Raw genomic sequence first — 15,974 nt, forward strand, 5'->3', positions numbered from 1 at the left:
GCTTCGTCGGCAGCTCGCCGCACGTTAGCCCCGAAAAAGTGCCGCGTGCAATCACGCCCGCTGTTTTTTGCGTGAACGCTGCGTGACGTTCCGCTAACCTCGCAGGCAAATCATGAGCCTTAGCCGACGCAACGACGCGGCATCTGGAGGAGACCATGCAAGGATTGATGATGGACATGCCGCTTTTGATCAGCGGCCTGATCCAGTATGCGGCCGATTATCACGGCGAAGCCGAGATCGTCGCGCGCGAGATCGAAGGCGACATTCACCGCTATACCTATGCGGATGCGCATCCACGGATCAAGCGCATGGCGCTGACCTTGAAGCGGCTCGGCATGAAGCCCGGCGACCGGGTCGGGACGCTGGCCTGGAACACTCACCGCCATTTCGAGATGTTCTATGCCGCGCCCGGCATGGGCTACGTGCTGCACACCGTCAATCCGCGCCTGTTTCCGGAGCAGCTCGTCTACATCATCAACCACGCCGAAGATCGCCTCCTGTTCATCGACCGCGCCACGCTGCCGCTCGTCGAGGCGATCGCGCCGCAGCTCAAGACGATCGAGAGCTATGTCGTGATGTCCTCGCGAGAGCGGATGCCGGAGACGAAGCTCGCGAACGTGCATTGCTACGAGGAATTGCTGGAGCGAGAGGACGATTCCGGTTTCGCCTGGCCCTTATTCGACGAGAAGTCCGCCTCGACCATCTGCTACACCTCGGGCACGACGGGCAATCCCAAGGGCGTGATCTACTCGCATCGCGCCGCGATCCTGCAGACCATGACCTGCTGCAACTTCGACTTCCTGCCGGGCCATATCGAAGGCGTGCGCGAGGTGATGATGCCGATGGCGCCGCTCTTCCACGGCAACGGCTGGAACATGCCGTTCACGGCTCCCTACACCGGGTCCAAGCTGGTACTGCCCGGCCGCAACTACGAGCCCGACAAGCTCTATGAACTGCTCGAAGGCGAGAAGGTGACGCTGTCGGCGGGCGTGCCGAGCTTCTGGCTGATCCTGCTCGACTGGCTGGGCCGCACCGGCAACAAGTTCACGACGCTGCGCGCGACGCTGTCGTCCGGCTCGGCCCCGCCGCGGGCGATGGTCGAGAAACTCAAGCGCGAGTACAATATCGACTACATCCAGGCGTGGGGCATGACCGAGGCGCTCGGCTGCTCGATGCCGGGCCTGCGGCCCGGCTCGGAGCATCTTAGCGAGAAGGAGAAGTTCGACCGCCGTCAGGTCTCGGGACGCGCCTGTTTTGGCACCGCTTTGCGCATCGTCGACGATGCCGGCAACGAGCTGCCGCGCGACGGCAAGACCGTCGGCCATTTGCGCGCCCGCGGGCCCTGGGTGGCATCCGGCTACATGAAGCTCAACGAAGGCCTCGACCGCGACGGCTGGCTGATCACCGGCGACATGGCGGTGATCGACCCGCAGGGTCACGTCACGCTGACTGACCGCTCCAAGGACGTGATCAAGTCCGGCGGCGAGTGGATCTCCTCGATCCAGCTCGAGGACATCGCGCTGTCCCATCCCGACGTCCTGCAGGCGGCCGTCGTCGCGATCAGCCACGAGAAATGGCAGGAACGCCCTCTGCTCCTCGTCGTTCGCAAGAAGGGCGCGACCGTCGACGGCAAGACGCTGCTCGACCACATGCGCCCGAAGATCGCGAGCTGGTGGATGCCGGATGCGGTCGAATTCCTCGACGAATTTCCGATGACCGGCACCGGCAAGGTGCTGAAATCCGCTCTGCGCGAGAGATTCAAGGAATATCGCGTCACATGATGGCACCTGACCGCGTGCAGACAATTCCGCGCGCTGTCTTCATCTTTTGGTAGATTCGGGAGCGATATAGCCAAGCCTCGCTCACCTTGGATCGAGGACACCATGACGTTTTCCGGATTGGGCATGCATCTCGGCAATCTGTCGCGGCTGTCGAATGCGCAGACGCGATCGATCAGCCCGGAGAACTTCACCGGCGAGAGGGGCAAAGGCGGGATGTCCGTGGACGGCCCCGCCGCGCGTCAGGCGCGCGATCTCGGCCAGGGATGGAAGATTTCGCCTTACGTCTTGATCGAGCCCGGCGCGACCTTCACGCTCGCCGACATCCAGGGCCAGGGCGCAATCCAGCAGATCTGGATGACGCTGGCGCGCGGGCGGCTGCGCCATTCGATCCTGCGCATCTACTGGGACGACCAGGAACAGCCGAGCGTGGAATGCCCGGCCGGAGACTTCTTCGCCTGCGGTTGGGAAGAATACGCGCAAGTGTCTTCGCTCGCGGTCTGCGTCAATCCCGGCCGCGCCTTCAACTGCTACTGGGAGATGCCGTTCCGCAAGCGTGCCCGCTTCACGCTGGAGAACCGCAGCGACGAGCAGATCACGGTCTACTACCAGATCAACTATGTGTTGACCGACGTCTCCGAGGACTGCGCCTATTTCCATGCGCAATTCCGGCGGACCAATCCGCTGCCTTACAAGGAGGTCTACACCATCCTCGATGGCATCGGCGGCGCCGGCCAATATGTCGGCACCTACATGGCCTGGGGTGTCAACAACAACGGCTGGTGGGGCGAAGGCGAGGTCAAGTTCTACATCGACGGGGACGGTGCATTCCCGACGATCTGCGGCACCGGCACGGAGGACTATTTCTGCGGTGCCTACAATTTCGACCCCTATGTCGCACATTCGGGCCACGGGCCTGCCCAGCAATCGCGCTACCAGGAATTCACCACGCCCTATGCCGGACTGCCGCAGGTGATCCGGCCTGACGGTGTCTACAAGTCCCAGCAGCGCTTCGGCCTCTACCGCTGGCACATCCCGGATCCCGTGCGCTTCCGGTCCGGTCTGCGCGTGACGGTCCAGGCGCTGGGCTGGCTGCCGGGCGTCAAGGAAGCAAAGTATCTTCCGCTGCAGGACGACATTGCCTCCGTCGCATTCTGGTATCAGACGCTGCCGACCGCACCATTTCCCAGACTGCCAGATCCGGACTATCTCGAAATCGGCTAGATGCCGTCCATCGATCAAGGAGATCAGAGATGCTCTACCCGATGTCGCCCAAAGTCGTCGAGCTCAAGCGCAAGCTCGAGAGCTTCATGGACCGGCACATCTATCCGAACGAGGAACGCTTCTATCGCGAGGCGGAAGAGCTGGGACCGTGGAAGGTCTATCCCGTGGTCGAGGAGCTGAAGCCGCTGGCGCGCGCCGAGGGGCTCTGGAACCTGTTCCTGCCGGAGTCGAGCCATGGCGCGGGCCTCACCAATCTCGAATATGCCCCGCTCTGCGAGGTCATGGGCCGCTCGCACCTCGCGCCCGAAGTCTTCAACTGCTCGGCGCCGGACACCGGCAACATGGAGGTGCTGGAGCGCTACGGTACCGAGAAGGACAAGGAACGCTGGCTGAAGCCGCTGCTCGCTGGCGAGATCCGCTCCTGCTTCGCCATGACCGAGCCTGCGGTCGCCTCATCCGATGCGACCAATATCGAGAGCTCGATCGTGCGCGACGGCGACCATTACGTCATCAACGGGCGCAAATGGTACACGACCAACGCGACCGACCCGCGCTGCAAGATCTGCATCTTCATGGGCAAGACCGATCCCGACAATCCGGACCGGCACAAGCAGCAATCCATGATCCTGGTGCCGTTGGAGACGCCCGGAATCGAGGTGAAGCGTCCCCTGCCCGTGTTCGGCTTCTACGGCGTGCCCGACCGCGCCTCCGAAGTCGTCTTCACCAATGTGCGCGTGCCCAAGGAGAACATGCTGCTCGGCGAGGGCCGCGGCTTCGAGATCGCACAGGGCCGCCTCGGGCCCGGCCGCATCCATCACTGCATGCGGCTGATCGGCCTTGCCGAACGCACGCTGGAGAAGATGTGCCGCCGCGTGCGCAGCCGTGTCGCCTTCGGCAAGCCGGTCTCCGAGCAGACGGTGACGCAGGAGCGCATCGCGGAGGCCCGCATCATGATCGAGCAGGCGCGGCTGCTGACACTGAATGCAGCCCATGCGATGGACACGGTCGGCAACAAGGTGGCGAAGGCCGAGATCGCGATGATCAAGGTCGCCGTGCCCAACATGGCCTGCCAGATCATCGACTGGGCGATCCAGGCGCATGGCGGCGGCGGCACCTCAAACGACTTCGGCCTGACGCAGGCCTATGCCACCGCGCGGTTGCTGCGGCTTGCCGACGGTCCCGACGAGGTCCACCGGAATCAGATCGCACGGCTCGAGCTGAAGAAATACTCGAACGCCTGAAAGCTGCGCTCGCGAGAGCGCGGCGATGGCAGCGACTACCAGCTATCGCGTTTTTCAACCTGCCCGAACCGGAGCCGCATCACTGGCACGTCAACTGCTGTTCGAACCAGCCGCCCAGCCGCTCGGACAGCCGCGGCCACATCCGCTGAAAGTTCGTGAGCTTGCCGACATTGGCGCGGTACAGGTCCCGGAATTCCCGCTCGATGGCCGGCAGGTCGACGCCGGTGCAGGTCCCCTCCCTTACGATGGCCTTGCCTGCGACGACGACGTCCTTCACCAGGGACGCATTGCCTCGTGCGAACAGCAGCGCCATCGGATCGACCGGCATGATCTGGTCTCGATCCAGCCGATCGAGATCGATCACGACATAATCGGCAGGGTTGCCGACGACGAGCTCGCCATTGCCGGGGGCGCCAGTCGCGCGACGTCCATTGCGGATCGCGATCGAGAACAGCTCGGCGGGTGTCCATGTCGCCTTGAAACCCAGTCCGCCATGGACCATCTGCACCAGCCGCATCTCCCGCAAGATGTCGTCGTCTTCGTCGAGCGCCAGCCCGTCGACGCCCACTGCGATGGCGCAACCGCATTCATGCGCAGCCGCAATCGGCGCGAGCCCCGAGCGCAGATGCATGTTCGAGCTGAAATTGGTGACGATGCGCGCCCCAGAGGACGCGATCATCTCCAGCTCGTCCGGCCGGGCGTGGATGCAGTGCGCCAGCGTCAGCCGCTCCGAGAGAAAGCCAATGTCGCGTAGCCAGCGCACCATGTCCGGAAAGTGTTGGTCGGCCCAGGCACGCTGGTACACGGTTTCCAGCAGGTGCATGTGGATGCGGCGGCCGGTACGCGCCGAATTCTCGGCCACCGCCTCCAGCAGCGGCTTCGAGCACCATTGCACGCCGGCAGGACCGAGCTGAACGTCCACCATCGGGCTGCCGATGGCTGCGGCAATGGCGTCGGTCAGCTCGATATATGCTTTCGGCGAGACCGGCGGGCGGACGAACAGATCGTCGATGGTCTTGCGGTCGTCGCGCGTCAGACCCGAGAGCACTGGCTCGGCATCGCCATAGACGATCGGGTTCTGGTCACGCACGGCCAGCGCAAACGCGATGCGGATGCCGACATCGGACGCGGCCTTCGCGATGGCCTTGGCCTCGTCGACCAACGGCATCGTCCCACTCGGGCGGGTGTAATGCACCATCATTGCCGCGCAGCCGGCCTTTGCGGAGCGGGCCAGAGCGGAAGCTGCAGTGAGATAGGGATCGACGGGCGTGCCCAGCGCGGTACGCAGGATCCAGCTTTCCAAAGGCATGCCGACCGCACCGAAGGACGACGCGGTGGCACGGGCATGATCATGGGCGTTGACGAAGGCAGGGATGAGGAAAGATCGAGGATCCCGCCCTGCGCCTTCGACGATCTCGGTGATGACGCCGCCATCGTGCCGCAGCACGACGTTCTCGCCGATGTCGCGATCAGAGCCACGGAACAGGCTCGTTGCCGAAATCTCCGTGGCCATGTGCATCTCCCTGGGATCAGTTGGCCGTGTATACCAGCTCCCGCTCGGCGCGCGGCGGCAGGAACTCGCGCGAGAATACTTCCGCTGGCGTCGGGGCGCGGGCCAGCTGGTAACCCTCGACCACGATGCCGATGGCGCGCGTCATGCGATCGTCCTTGATGTCGCCGATGCCGATCTCCTTCATCTCCGGCGAGACAATCAGTTTTTCGAACGAATATTGCAGCCGGCGTTTCTCGACGTCGGCGTTGATGAGGTTGTCGTAGTTCAGCGCCGCCTTCATCCCCGCATTCTGGTCCTTGGCGATCGCGATCGCACCTTTGTTGATGGCGCGCACGAGGCCCGCGACCGCCTTCGGGTTCGAGGTGATCAGCTTCCGGGACACCATCACGCCGTTGGAATAGAGATCGAGGCCATACTCGCCGAACGAGAACCATTTGAAGTCCTTGTCCGGATCCTGGCGATTGAGCACCAGGTTGAAATAGCTGGTGATGTTGAAGACCAGGGCCGCGTCGATGTCGCCCTTGATCAGCATCGGCTCCTGCAGGTTCGGCGCCATGTTGGAGATCTTGATCTTCTCGCCGTCGAGGCCGTTCTTGCGCGTGAATACCGGCAGGAGGCGCGTGGTCGGCGTGCCCTGCGCGCCGCCGAGCGTGCGGCCTTCGAAATCCTTGATGGTGTTGATGCCGCTGCTCTTCTTGGCAACGATCGCGAACGGCGGCTGATTCCACATCATGTAAACCATGACGGGCGCCTCCTGCGGCTTGGTGGAGGCGTTCTGGATGATGGCGTTGACGTCGCCGAAGCCGGCGTCATAGGCGCCGGACATGATGCGCGTCACGGTGGCGCCAGAGCCTTCGCCCTGGTCGATGACGACATTGAGGCCTTCCTCTTTGAAGAAGCCGTTGTCCTTGGCGTAGAAGAAGGCGGCGTCGCTGCCCTGGGTCTTCCAGCCCAGCGTGAACTTGATCGTGGTCTCCTGGGCCATCACCGCCCCCGTGGACAGCGCCAATCCCAGCAGCGCGGCAGTTGCTTTTCTCAACATCGAGACCTCCTCAAGCTTCGTTGCGTGTGGTTTGAAATCAGGTGGCAATCACGTCGTTCTTGCGCGTGGCCCAGCCGGTGACCTGCCCTTCGATCAGGGAGAACACGACGTAGAGGGCGACGCCGAGCCCGGCGAGCACGAACAAGCCGGCGAACACCAGCGGCACGTTGAAATTGGAGGACGCGGTCATCATGACGTTGCCGATGCCACGGTTGGAGGCGACCGTCTCCGACAGCACGGCGCCCACGAAGGCATAGGAGATCGCGACCTTCAGCGACGCGAAGAAAAACGGCATGGTCCTGGGCAGGCCGACATTCCAGAGAATGTCGAACTTGCTGGCGCCGAGTGCCTTCAACACGTCCTCGAGCTCGGGCTCGGTCGTGGCAAGGCCGGTCGCGATGTTGACGACGATCGGGAAGAAGCAGATCGACAGCGCGGTCAGCACCGCCGGGACCGTGCCGGAGCCGAACCAGAGCACGAAGATCGGCACCACGGCGACCTTGGGGATCGACGAGAAGCCGATCAGCAGCGGATAGCAGGTGTCGTAGGCGGTCTTCGAGACGCCGATGATCGCGCCGAGGGCGACGCCGAGCGCGACTCCGAGGACGAAGCCGAACATCGTCGTGGCGAGCGTCTGCACGATGTGCGGCCACAGCACGGGGAAACGATCGATCAACGTCGTGAACACCTGCGAGGGGCGCGGCAGCACGAGATCGGACATGCCGGTCATCAGGCAAAACAGCTCCCAGGCGACGAAGAACAGCACGATCAGCCCAGCCGACCACGCCTTCTGCCTGACATCGATCCCGAACATCAGCCTGCTCCCTGCTGGGCCGCGCTGCGCGCATCCTCGATGAAGGCACGCAGCTTCTGGTTCAGTGCGACGAAATCCGGTTCGAACGTCATCGCGACCGTACGCGGCCGCGCGAAATCGACGCGGCTGTCGTCGAGGATGCGGCCGGGACGCGCGCTCATCACGCAGATGCGGCTGGCAAGAAAGCCCGCCTCGCGCAGGTCGTGCGTCACCAGAAGCACGGTCGGCTTGTGCGTCATCCAGAGGTTCTGAAGGATTGCCCACAGCTCTTCGCGGGTGAACTGGTCGAGCGCGCCGAAGGGCTCGTCCAGCAGCAGCATGCGCGGCTCATGGATCAGCGCGCGGCAGAGATTGGCGCGCTGGAGCATGCCGCCGGAAAGCTGCCAGGGATAACGGCCGCCGAAGCCCTTGAGGCCGACCTGCTCCAGCAGCGCGTTGGCCTTGTCGCGGAACGCGGTCTTGCGAAGCCTGCGGAAGTTCGAGCGGAACGGCTCGACGATCTTCAGCGGCAGCATGATGTTCCGCTCGATCGTCATCCACGGCAGCATGGTCGGGTTCTGAAAGGCCATGCCGACCCGCACCGCACGCGCCGCGACTTCGCGACCGCCAACGATGACGACGCCGCTGCTCGGCTGCACCAGACCGCTGACGAGACGGAGAATGGTCGATTTGCCGCATCCTGAGGGGCCAACCAGTGCGACAAACTCGCCGTCGGCGATCTTCAACGTGGTCTTCGACAGGGCGGGCACGGCGCGGTCACCGCGCCCGAAGGTCACGGACGCCTCCGACAACTCGATAGCTGTGGCGGCGGCGCCTTCGGGAACGGGTTGGCCGTCAAACTGAGCGTTGGGTTGCATGCGCATCACAGGAAAAGTGTATGCAAGCTGAGTGCCAATCCCCCGATGTCCGCGATATCGAGCATTTGCCAGACGCTCCGGACGACCCGACGGAGCCAGTTTAGGCAATCTGGACATCGAACTGCATGCAATTCGGGCGCTGGATCGCCGCTGGGCTATGCTAATGAGAGGCCTCGAACATCCCAGGGATTCGCCGATGCCCGCGCGCGCGAGCAGCAAGACTTCCGAAGCGTCGGACAAGGTCAGCGTGATCTGCCGCGCGCTCAGGCGCGCGATCATCGAGCAGGCGCTCGAGCCCGGCGCAAAGCTGCCCGAGGATGCACTCGGCGAGCGCTTCGGCGTCAGCCGCACCATCGCCCGCCATGCGCTGGGCCAACTTGCCGCGGAAGGTCTCGTCGAGCTTCGCCGCAACCGGATCGCGGTGGTGGCGACGCCGAGCTGGCAGGAGGCGCGCGATGCCTTCGACATCCGCATCGAGCTCGAGCGGCTCGTCGTGCGTCAGCTCGCGGGCAAGCTGACCAGGGCGCAGATCGCTGAGCTGAATGCCCATGTCGACGCCGAGGATCGCGCGCGCGGCGGCACGGATGCAGTGTCGATCCGGCTCGCCACCGAATTCCACATCCTGCTCGCGCACATGACGAACAGCCCGATCCTGGTGCGCTATGTCAGCGAGGTCGCCTATCGCTGCTGCCTGACGCTGTCGCTCTACAGCCGGCCGCATTCGACCGAATGCGCCATCAATGAGCATCGCGCCATCATCGCGGCGCTGGCCAAGGGTGACGAAGCCAAGGTGATGGAATTGATGCATCACCACCTCGATTCCGTGGCCAATCGCGCGCTGGTTGCTCCCACTCCTCAGCGGGGCCGTGATCTGCTCGATATCCTGGCGCCCTATGCCGACGAGGTGACGAGCGATCGCGTCGTCAAGCTGCCGAAAATCGCGCGAAGGGGCTAAGCCTCGATCCCGCGCTGAACGAGGATGCGCTCGGCGCTGTCGTTCCAGACGTCCATCTTGACGATCTGCCCGCCCCGGACGACGAAGCGATCGACGTAGCGGTTGCCCTCGAACGGCGTGCCGTCCATCCACTCGCCATAGAGCGTGCCGATGCTGTAGACGACGGTCTCGTTCGCGCCCGGGCAGACGTCGAAGCGCTCCATCTTCTTCTTGACCCAGCGGTAGCGCTTCGCATTGAAGCCGGTCGGCCCGCGCGGATGATCGAACTCGCGTCCGCCGGTGAACGTGATCAACGTGCCGGGTTTCATGTAGGCCGCGGCGGCGTCGGGATCCGGGATCATCGACGCCGTGAGATAGGCTTCGACGATCTCGGCATCGGTCATCGGGCGTTCGGTGTTCGCGGCAACGGACATGGCGGCTTCTCCAGACTGTCCATATTCTACGATTCAGGCCCTGAAGTGCATGCACATTTTTTCAACAATCTGGCGGCCCGACTGCACACAATCTGGAGCTGCCCACCCCCAAGCCTTGGGTTAGGCTCCCTCAGCTGAATCCGACGTCATGACCGCCCAAGCCCCCTTCGACCTGATCTTTCGCAACGCGCTGTTGCGATCATCCGCCGCCCCCGCCGACATCGGGGTGAAGAGCGGACGCATTGCCGCAATCGCGCCAAGGCTTGCCTGCGAAGCGGTCGAGGTCGACCTCGGCGGGCACCTCACGCTGCCCGGTTTCGTGGACACCCATATCCATCTCGACAAGGCCTGCCTGCTCGGCCGCTGCGGGCACGATCACGGCAGCGTCTCGGAAGCGATCCGTGCCGTTGCCGGGATGAAGAAGAATTTCACGGTCGACGACGTCTACGCGCGGGGCGCAAAGGTGCTCGAACGCGCCATCGTGCACGGTACGACGCGCATGCGCACGCATGTCGAGATCGACCCGCGCATCGGCTTGCGCGGCTTCGAGGCGGTCAAGGCGCTCAAGGACGCCTACGCCTGGGCGATCGCCCTGGAACTCTGCGTCTTTCCGCAGGAGGGCCTGACCAACGATCCCGGAGCCGAGGAGCTGCTGATCCAGGCGCTGCGCAACGGCGGCGAGGCCATCGGCGGCTGTCCCTACATGGACACCGAGCCGCATGCGCATCTCGCGCGCATCTTCGATCTGGCTGAGGAATTCGACGTTGACGTCGATCTCCATCTCGACTTCGATCTCGACCCCTCCTGGTGGCATCTCGACGAGGTCTGCCGCCAGACCGAGCGGCGCAACTATGGGGGACGCGTGGCGATCGGTCATGCGACAAAGCTCTCCGCATTGCCGCCCGAGCGCATGAAGGCTGCCGCCGTGCAACTGGCGAGGGCCGGAGTGGCTGTCACCGTGCTGCCCGCGACCGATCTCTATCTGATGGGGCGCGAGGCCACCCACAACGCGCCACGCGGATTGACGCTCGCTCACAAGCTCGCAGCCGACGGCGTCGTGTGCTCGGTCGCGACCAACAACGTGCTCAATCCCTTCACGCCGTTCGGAGATGCCTCGCTGCTGCGGATGGCAAACTTCTACGCCAACGTTGCACACGCCTCCGTAAGCGATTTCGACATCTGCCTTGATCTCGTGACCGAGCTGCCGGCGCGGCTGATGAACCTCCGTGATTACGGTATCGAGGTCGGCAATCCCGCCGATCTCATCGTGCTCGACACAACGGACGGCCGCTTCGCTATCGCCGAGCTGCCCGATATCCTGATGGGCTTCAAGAGCGGCCGGCAGACATTTGCGCGGCAGCGGCCCACCCTCTTGAGCCCGAAGAACTGACCCCGGTTCGCTCGTCATCGAAGAGCCGAGTGAACATGCCAAGCGCAGCTTTGCGCGCCGCCGAAACCTTCCGGCCATGATGAAAACGTCGGTTCGCCGGTAAAATGATCCCGGAAACCAACCGAACGTCCTGACCTGGATTTTAGCGCCGCCGCTCGAATTCGGTAGAATCCCGGACCGTAGCCCAACGCATTGCGAGGCCGGCGTCGCCGACCATACTACACCTTCGGCTGACCATCTGCGGTCGGTGGGTAGTACGAGTATGTTCAGCGCATTCCGCAGCATCGATCATTCCGCCCAGATTCGAACGCCCACCGATGCGGCGGAGAAGCGGCTCGACGGCATCGGCCATGTTCTCTCGGATCTCGACATCGCGGCAATCAAGACGCAGGACGACGTGAACCGTGCGCTCTGGACGCTCGATGCCGCCAGCAAATGCGTTCGCGCCGTGCTGGCGGAATTCCGCACGCAGCCCGCCACCGAGCAACTCGTCCGCAAGTCCCGCAATCTGATCGACCTGATCGAGCGCGCTCGCGACGAGGTCGTCAGCTTTCAGGCCCGCGCGATCTTGAGCTGATCACTTTTGAGATTGATCCTCGCGAGGATCCGGTCCGCCTCGGTAAGCCATCAGTTCATTCCTCGAATCGTCTCGTCGAAGAGCTCCTCGACCGCATAGCGGCGCGGGATCAGCGCCTGCTGGAATGCATAGTCGATGATCAGCTCCAATGGCTGTCTGTTCGCCTCGATCCCGAACGGAATGAGGTCCGGAGTCGCGGCAGGCCCCGTCTGTTCCTTGCTCCGCTTGAGCAGGTCATAGACGCCGGCAACGACGTCCGGGCGCGATTTCGCCAGCCCTTCGGTCACGACCACGAGATGGTTGACCGGCACGACTCCGCGGCGGGCGTACCATTTCGCCGCCTCCGCAGCTGGATCAGGGAACAACGCCTTCAACCTCGGATCATCAGAGGTTTCGCCGAGCACGGCGTCGAGCTCGCCATCGAGCAGCATCTGCAGGATCTTCTTGTCCTTCGGCGCGCGCTCGGCGGTGTCGACATATTCAGCGACATGCGGATCCTCGAAGGTCACCCAGCGGATATTGTCGAGGTTGACGCCGTAGTCGTTGGCGAGGATGCCCCTGATCCAGGCGCCCGTCGTGGTCGTGAACGAGCGGATTCCGACGCGCTTGCCTTCGAGGGCAGACGGCCCGAGCGTCCCCTGCGCCGGATTATAGAGCGCGTAGGAATGCTGAAAGCGGCCCAGCATGGTCGCCGGCAACAGCACCAGCGCCTTGCCGTGCGCCTTCGCCATCAGATAGGTGACGATCGCCATCTCGCAGACGTCGAAGGCCTGCTCGCGCACCATCGGCTTGAACGCCGTGTTGGTCGGCGTGTACTCGATGAACTCGAGATCGAACAGGTCGGAACGAAGCGCGCCGCTTTTCGCCGCCTTGACGTGGGCATGACCGCCGAGCACGGCCTTCAGCTTGAGACGATCCATCCTCCTGCTCCCGCTTCAGACGTCCCCGGAATTGTCGACATAGACGAGCCCAGCTTTCTCCAGTGCTTCGCGCATGTTGTACATGTCGAGGCCGAGTTCGCCCGAGGCGAGCCGCTTGCGCTTGCGTCCCTCCTCCGCGTTGCGCTTCCCGGCCTTCTCGGCGACTTCGGCCGCATAGCGCTTCGGGACCACCACCACGCCATCGTCATCGGCCACGACGATGTCGCCGGGGTCGACGCTCACACCGGCGCAAACCACGGGGACGTTGACCGAGCCGAGCGTCGCCTTCACCGTCCCCTTGGCCGAGACTGCGCGCGACCACACGGGAAAGCGCATCTCGTGCAATGCTCTGACATCGCGGCAGCCGGCATCGATGATCAGCCCCTGCACGCCCCGCGCCCTGAGCGAGGTCGCCAGCAGCTCGCCGAACATTCCGTCGGTGTTGTCGGTGGTGCAGCCGACGACGAGGATGTCGCCTTTTCTGCACTGCTCGACGGCAACATGGATCATCCAGTTGTCGCCGGGCTGCGCCAGCACCGTGACGGCGGGCCCCGCGATCGCCGCGCCCGGCCAGACGGGGCGCAAATACGGCTTCATCAGGCCGAGACGCTCGTAGGCCTCATGCACCGTCGAGACGCCGTATTCCGCCATGCCGGCGGGATCGGCCCGTTTGATGTTGCGAACGACGACAGGCTTCATGCGAGCTCCTCCGCCACCGTCGGAAACAGCCGCTGATAGGCCTCGCCGTACGTCATGGGCACACCGGTGTTGCGGCTGCCCTGAATGCCACGATTGAGCGCGACGCGCTCGTAATAGCCCCAGAGATGCTTTTGCGCGGCGAGAATCTGGAACGCTTCATATTTCTCCTTCCAGACCTCGTCGATCTTGAGGAGCAGATCCGGCTTGTAATTGCATTGCTCCGGCTGGTGCGGCTCGAACAGGAACACCGGCGGCGCCGAATATTTGTATTGCGCACCGGGCTTGTGGCCCATGGCCTGCGCGACCACGCGCGTTTCCTGCGCGAAATGCGCTGCGTTCGGATGATCGAAGTTGTAGGGGTCCTCCAGCGCGTGCGTCAGCACGAAGCTGGGATTGAGCTCGCGGTAGATGTCGACCATGCGATCGAAATGCGCTTCCGTCAGCCTGAGCGGATAGTCGCCGCAGTCGAAGAACTCGATCTCGGCACCCAGCAGCTTTGCGGCACGCTCCGCCTCGTCCTTGCGGCCCGCCTTGACCGAGTCCAGCGTCGCACCCTTCTCCTTCCACGCGAACTGGCTCTCGCCGCGTTCACCGAAGGACAGGCACACGATCTTCATGCGATAGCCCTTCTTCGCATGCAGCGCGATGGCGCCGCCGGCGCGCCAGACGAAATCGCCGGGATGGGCCGTGATCACGAGTCCTGTCTTCATGGATTACTCCTTTCGTTCGCATGCATTGGCCCGTGTCCCACTCCAGCGCCCTGCAAGGATGCCGCGCCGCTTGTCGATCGCGGGAATGCCGTCACGCCTTGAACTCGAACAAGCGCGCTGGATTGTCGACGAGGATCTTCTGCTGAAGCTCCGGCTCCGGCGCAAACATCGGAATCAGATCGACGAGGTCGCCATCATTCGGCATGGCCTTGACGTTGGGATGCGGCCAGTCCGTGCCCCAGATGACGCGATCAGGCGCGGTCTCGATGATCTTGCGCGCGAACGGCACCGCATCGGTGAACGGCGGACCGGCCGAGGACACCCGCTCCGCGCCGCAGATCTTGATCCAGCATTTCTCGTCGCGCTGCATCAGCTCGATCAAGGTCCTGAACGGAACTTGGCCGAGCCCCTCGGATGACTGCACCCGGCCCATATGGTCGATGGTGTAGCGGAGCGGCAGCCTTGCCAGCATGTCGGCATATTCCGGCAGGTCGATCGCATCGAAGTGCAGGTCGACGTGCCAGCCGAGCGGTGCGGCCATGGCGATGACGCGATCGAACACGCCCCTCTCGGGGACGCTGCCGAGATGACGGACGAAATTGAAGCGGCAGCCGCGGAAGCCGCCCTCGTGCAGCTCGCGGAGCCCGCGTTCCGTAATGGTGTCGTCGATGTTGGCGACCGCGCGGTAGGCGCCGTCGCTCCGTGCGACGGCGTCGAGCGCGACCCTGTTGTCGGTCCCATGCACGGTGGCATTGACGATGACAGCACGCTCGACGCCGAGCTTGGCGTGCAGCGCTCGGAAATCCTCCAGTGGCGCGTCCGGCGGCGTGTAGGAGCGGTCCGGCGCGTAAGGATATTTGGTGCCGGGTCCGAAGATGTGGCAATGCGCGTCGCAGGACAGCTTCGGCAGTCCGAATTTCGGCGTGCGCGTGTTCGGATCGGGCGGCGGAATGGTCGGCGTGTACATCATCGTCATCAGTGAACCGCCGAGGCGAGACCGCTCAGGTCTTGTTGGCGACGGCCGGCCGCCGCCGCGCCGGGGCAGCTTGATCCAGAGACGGCGCCTGGAACGCCGCAACGCTGGCCTGCACCAATTGCTCGATGGCACTCGCGGCATCACTCCCGTCAGCCTCGCCGCGCGACAGGCGCGAGACGCGCTCCGGCGTCACCAGCGAATAATAGAGCGCGCCGAGCAGGAAATGGCTGCGCCAGACGATGTCGGTGCGCGGAATGTGCGGCAGGCTCTCGTGGACTGCGTCGATGAAGGCATGACTCGTGTCGTCAAAGGTCTGCGCGATGATCTTTCGCGCGACCTCGTTGCCTTCCGCCGACATCACAGCGCGCAGCCGTGTGAACCGCGCCCCTCCGCCGGCGAGATCGCTGCCCGAGGTGAAGGCCGGCACCACATAGGCGCGCACGATCGCCTCCAGCCGGTCCTGGAGATCGCGCACGCGCTTCGCGGCGGCAAGCAGTTCAGAACGGCGCAGATTCATCGGCGCGCAATGGCGTCGGTAGATCTCCAGCAGCAGGCCGTCCTTGGTCTTGAAATGATAGGTGACGCTGCCGGGATTGGCGCCGGCGGCTTGCGCGATGTCGCGCACCGACACGGCATTGAATCCGTTGGTGGCGAACAGCTCCTCCGCCGCAACGAGGATCGCCTCGCGCATGTTCGGCTTGCGGGACGTTTCCTTGCTGGTGGGCTTGCGCATCATGCATTTGTACTATCGTACAAAAGATCAGGTCTCGTCAACAAGAACTACCTTCGGGCCCGGGACTGACGCGCTGGGACACGATCCGGCAGCAGGCCGGCCAGCGGCTGGCCGCGACCAAAGCAGCGCGCG

At 64.0% G+C, this 15,974-nt stretch carries 16 protein-coding genes; 6 read left to right on the forward strand and 10 right to left on the reverse strand.

All coding sequences use genetic code 11. The annotated features are described in order from the left end of the window. Positions 1-155: 155 nt before the first annotated feature. The 3 genes from K408_RS0109045 (at position 156) to K408_RS0109055 (ending at position 4,243) form a co-directional block, all read left to right on the forward strand. Complete coding sequence (locus tag K408_RS0109045) at positions 156-1,781, forward strand: long-chain fatty acid--CoA ligase (RefSeq protein ID WP_024338277.1); 1,626 nt, start codon at positions 156-158, stop codon at positions 1,779-1,781. A gap of 102 nt (positions 1,782-1,883) precedes the next feature. After that, positions 1,884-3,002 (forward strand): glycoside hydrolase family 172 protein, encoded by a 1,119-nt coding sequence (locus K408_RS0109050; protein WP_024338278.1) that lies wholly within the window; start codon positions 1,884-1,886, stop codon positions 3,000-3,002. 29 nt (positions 3,003-3,031) lie between these two features. Beyond that, positions 3,032-4,243, forward strand: a complete 1,212-nt coding sequence (locus K408_RS0109055) for an acyl-CoA dehydrogenase family protein (protein ID WP_024338279.1) — start codon at positions 3,032-3,034, stop codon at positions 4,241-4,243. 79 nt (positions 4,244-4,322) lie between these two features. Here the strand turns inward: K408_RS0109055 and K408_RS0109060 are convergent, their stop codons facing one another. Genes K408_RS0109060 through K408_RS0109075 form a run of 4 tightly spaced genes read right to left on the reverse strand, consistent with a single transcriptional unit; the run spans position 4,323 to position 8,475 of the window. After that, positions 4,323-5,756, reverse strand: coding sequence for an amidohydrolase family protein (locus K408_RS0109060; protein ID WP_024338280.1), 1,434 nt, complete (start codon positions 5,754-5,756; stop codon positions 4,323-4,325). Positions 5,757-5,772: 16 nt separating this feature from the next. Continuing rightward, entirely contained in the window at positions 5,773-6,798 is a 1,026-nt protein-coding gene (locus tag K408_RS0109065) for an ABC transporter substrate-binding protein (RefSeq protein ID WP_024338281.1), read from the reverse strand. Positions 6,799-6,835: 37 nt separating this feature from the next. Then, on the reverse strand, positions 6,836-7,612 hold the full coding sequence (locus tag K408_RS0109070; RefSeq protein ID WP_024338282.1) for an ABC transporter permease: 777 nt from the start codon (positions 7,610-7,612) through the stop codon (positions 6,836-6,838). Next, the gene (locus K408_RS0109075) at positions 7,612-8,475 is read right to left on the reverse strand and encodes an ABC transporter ATP-binding protein (RefSeq protein WP_024338283.1); all 864 of its coding nucleotides are present in this window, start codon (positions 8,473-8,475) and stop codon (positions 7,612-7,614) included. The genes K408_RS0109070 and K408_RS0109075 overlap by 1 nt, the downstream gene beginning before the upstream one ends. Positions 8,476-8,665: 190 nt before the next feature. Here K408_RS0109075 and K408_RS0109080 point away from each other — a divergent pair, with 190 nt between their 5' ends. Continuing rightward, positions 8,666-9,424, forward strand: coding sequence for a GntR family transcriptional regulator (locus K408_RS0109080; RefSeq protein WP_024338284.1), 759 nt, complete (start codon positions 8,666-8,668; stop codon positions 9,422-9,424). Here the strand turns inward: K408_RS0109080 and K408_RS0109085 are convergent. Further along, entirely contained in the window at positions 9,421-9,837 is a 417-nt protein-coding gene (locus K408_RS0109085) for a nuclear transport factor 2-like protein (RefSeq protein ID WP_024338285.1), read from the reverse strand. The two genes, K408_RS0109080 and K408_RS0109085, sit on opposite strands and share 4 nt — an antisense overlap. A gap of 148 nt (positions 9,838-9,985) precedes the next feature. Between K408_RS0109085 and K408_RS0109090 the strand changes: the two genes are divergently transcribed. After that, positions 9,986-11,227 (forward strand): amidohydrolase family protein, encoded by a 1,242-nt coding sequence (locus K408_RS0109090; protein ID WP_024338286.1) that lies wholly within the window; start codon positions 9,986-9,988, stop codon positions 11,225-11,227. Between the two features lie 262 nt (positions 11,228-11,489). Further along, positions 11,490-11,804 (forward strand): hypothetical protein, encoded by a 315-nt coding sequence (locus K408_RS0109095; protein WP_024338287.1) that lies wholly within the window; start codon positions 11,490-11,492, stop codon positions 11,802-11,804. A gap of 50 nt (positions 11,805-11,854) precedes the next feature. On the opposite strand, the gene K408_RS0109100 is transcribed toward K408_RS0109095, so the two are convergent. The 5 genes from K408_RS0109100 to K408_RS0109120 form a co-directional block, all read right to left on the reverse strand. Beyond that, entirely contained in the window at positions 11,855-12,724 is an 870-nt protein-coding gene (locus K408_RS0109100; RefSeq protein ID WP_024338288.1) for a substrate-binding domain-containing protein, read from the reverse strand. Positions 12,725-12,739: 15 nt separating this feature from the next. Next, the gene (locus K408_RS0109105) at positions 12,740-13,423 is read right to left on the reverse strand and encodes a 4-carboxy-4-hydroxy-2-oxoadipate aldolase/oxaloacetate decarboxylase (protein ID WP_024338289.1); all 684 of its coding nucleotides are present in this window, start codon (positions 13,421-13,423) and stop codon (positions 12,740-12,742) included. Beyond that, complete coding sequence (locus K408_RS0109110) at positions 13,420-14,133, reverse strand: PIG-L deacetylase family protein (RefSeq protein WP_024338290.1); 714 nt, start codon at positions 14,131-14,133, stop codon at positions 13,420-13,422. The genes K408_RS0109105 and K408_RS0109110 overlap by 4 nt, the downstream gene beginning before the upstream one ends. Before the next feature lie 91 nt (positions 14,134-14,224). Further along, the gene (locus K408_RS0109115; protein ID WP_024338291.1) at positions 14,225-15,109 is read right to left on the reverse strand and encodes an amidohydrolase family protein; all 885 of its coding nucleotides are present in this window, start codon (positions 15,107-15,109) and stop codon (positions 14,225-14,227) included. Between the two features lie 25 nt (positions 15,110-15,134). Then, positions 15,135-15,845 carry a TetR/AcrR family transcriptional regulator gene (locus K408_RS0109120; RefSeq protein WP_024338292.1) on the reverse strand — a complete coding sequence of 237 codons (711 nt, stop codon included), beginning with the start codon at positions 15,843-15,845 and terminating at the stop codon, positions 15,135-15,137. Positions 15,846-15,974 lie beyond the last annotated feature (129 nt).

Source organism: Bradyrhizobium sp. in8p8 (assembly GCF_000426845.1).
GTDB classification, from domain to species: Bacteria; Pseudomonadota; Alphaproteobacteria; order Rhizobiales; family Xanthobacteraceae; genus Bradyrhizobium; species Bradyrhizobium japonicum_C.

Coding starts and splice junctions, on each gene's coding strand:
- K408_RS0109045 (WP_024338277.1), top strand. CDS start 156: ATGCAAGGATTGATGATGGACATGCCGCTTTTGATCAGCGGCCTGATC.
- K408_RS0109050 (WP_024338278.1), top strand. CDS start 1,884: ATGACGTTTTCCGGATTGGGCATGCATCTCGGCAATCTGTCGCGGCTG.
- K408_RS0109055 (WP_024338279.1), top strand. CDS start 3,032: ATGCTCTACCCGATGTCGCCCAAAGTCGTCGAGCTCAAGCGCAAGCTC.
- K408_RS0109060 (WP_024338280.1), bottom strand. CDS start 5,756: ATGGCCACGGAGATTTCGGCAACGAGCCTGTTCCGTGGCTCTGATCGC.
- K408_RS0109065 (WP_024338281.1), bottom strand. CDS start 6,798: ATGTTGAGAAAAGCAACTGCCGCGCTGCTGGGATTGGCGCTGTCCACG.
- K408_RS0109070 (WP_024338282.1), bottom strand. CDS start 7,612: ATGTTCGGGATCGATGTCAGGCAGAAGGCGTGGTCGGCTGGGCTGATC.
- K408_RS0109075 (WP_024338283.1), bottom strand. CDS start 8,475: ATGCGCATGCAACCCAACGCTCAGTTTGACGGCCAACCCGTTCCCGAA.
- K408_RS0109080 (WP_024338284.1), top strand. CDS start 8,666: ATGCCCGCGCGCGCGAGCAGCAAGACTTCCGAAGCGTCGGACAAGGTC.
- K408_RS0109085 (WP_024338285.1), bottom strand. CDS start 9,837: ATGTCCGTTGCCGCGAACACCGAACGCCCGATGACCGATGCCGAGATC.
- K408_RS0109090 (WP_024338286.1), top strand. CDS start 9,986: ATGACCGCCCAAGCCCCCTTCGACCTGATCTTTCGCAACGCGCTGTTG.
- K408_RS0109095 (WP_024338287.1), top strand. CDS start 11,490: ATGTTCAGCGCATTCCGCAGCATCGATCATTCCGCCCAGATTCGAACG.
- K408_RS0109100 (WP_024338288.1), bottom strand. CDS start 12,724: ATGGATCGTCTCAAGCTGAAGGCCGTGCTCGGCGGTCATGCCCACGTC.
- K408_RS0109105 (WP_024338289.1), bottom strand. CDS start 13,423: ATGAAGCCTGTCGTCGTTCGCAACATCAAACGGGCCGATCCCGCCGGC.
- K408_RS0109110 (WP_024338290.1), bottom strand. CDS start 14,133: ATGAAGACAGGACTCGTGATCACGGCCCATCCCGGCGATTTCGTCTGG.
- K408_RS0109115 (WP_024338291.1), bottom strand. CDS start 15,109: ATGACGATGATGTACACGCCGACCATTCCGCCGCCCGATCCGAACACG.
- K408_RS0109120 (WP_024338292.1), bottom strand. CDS start 15,845: ATGATGCGCAAGCCCACCAGCAAGGAAACGTCCCGCAAGCCGAACATG.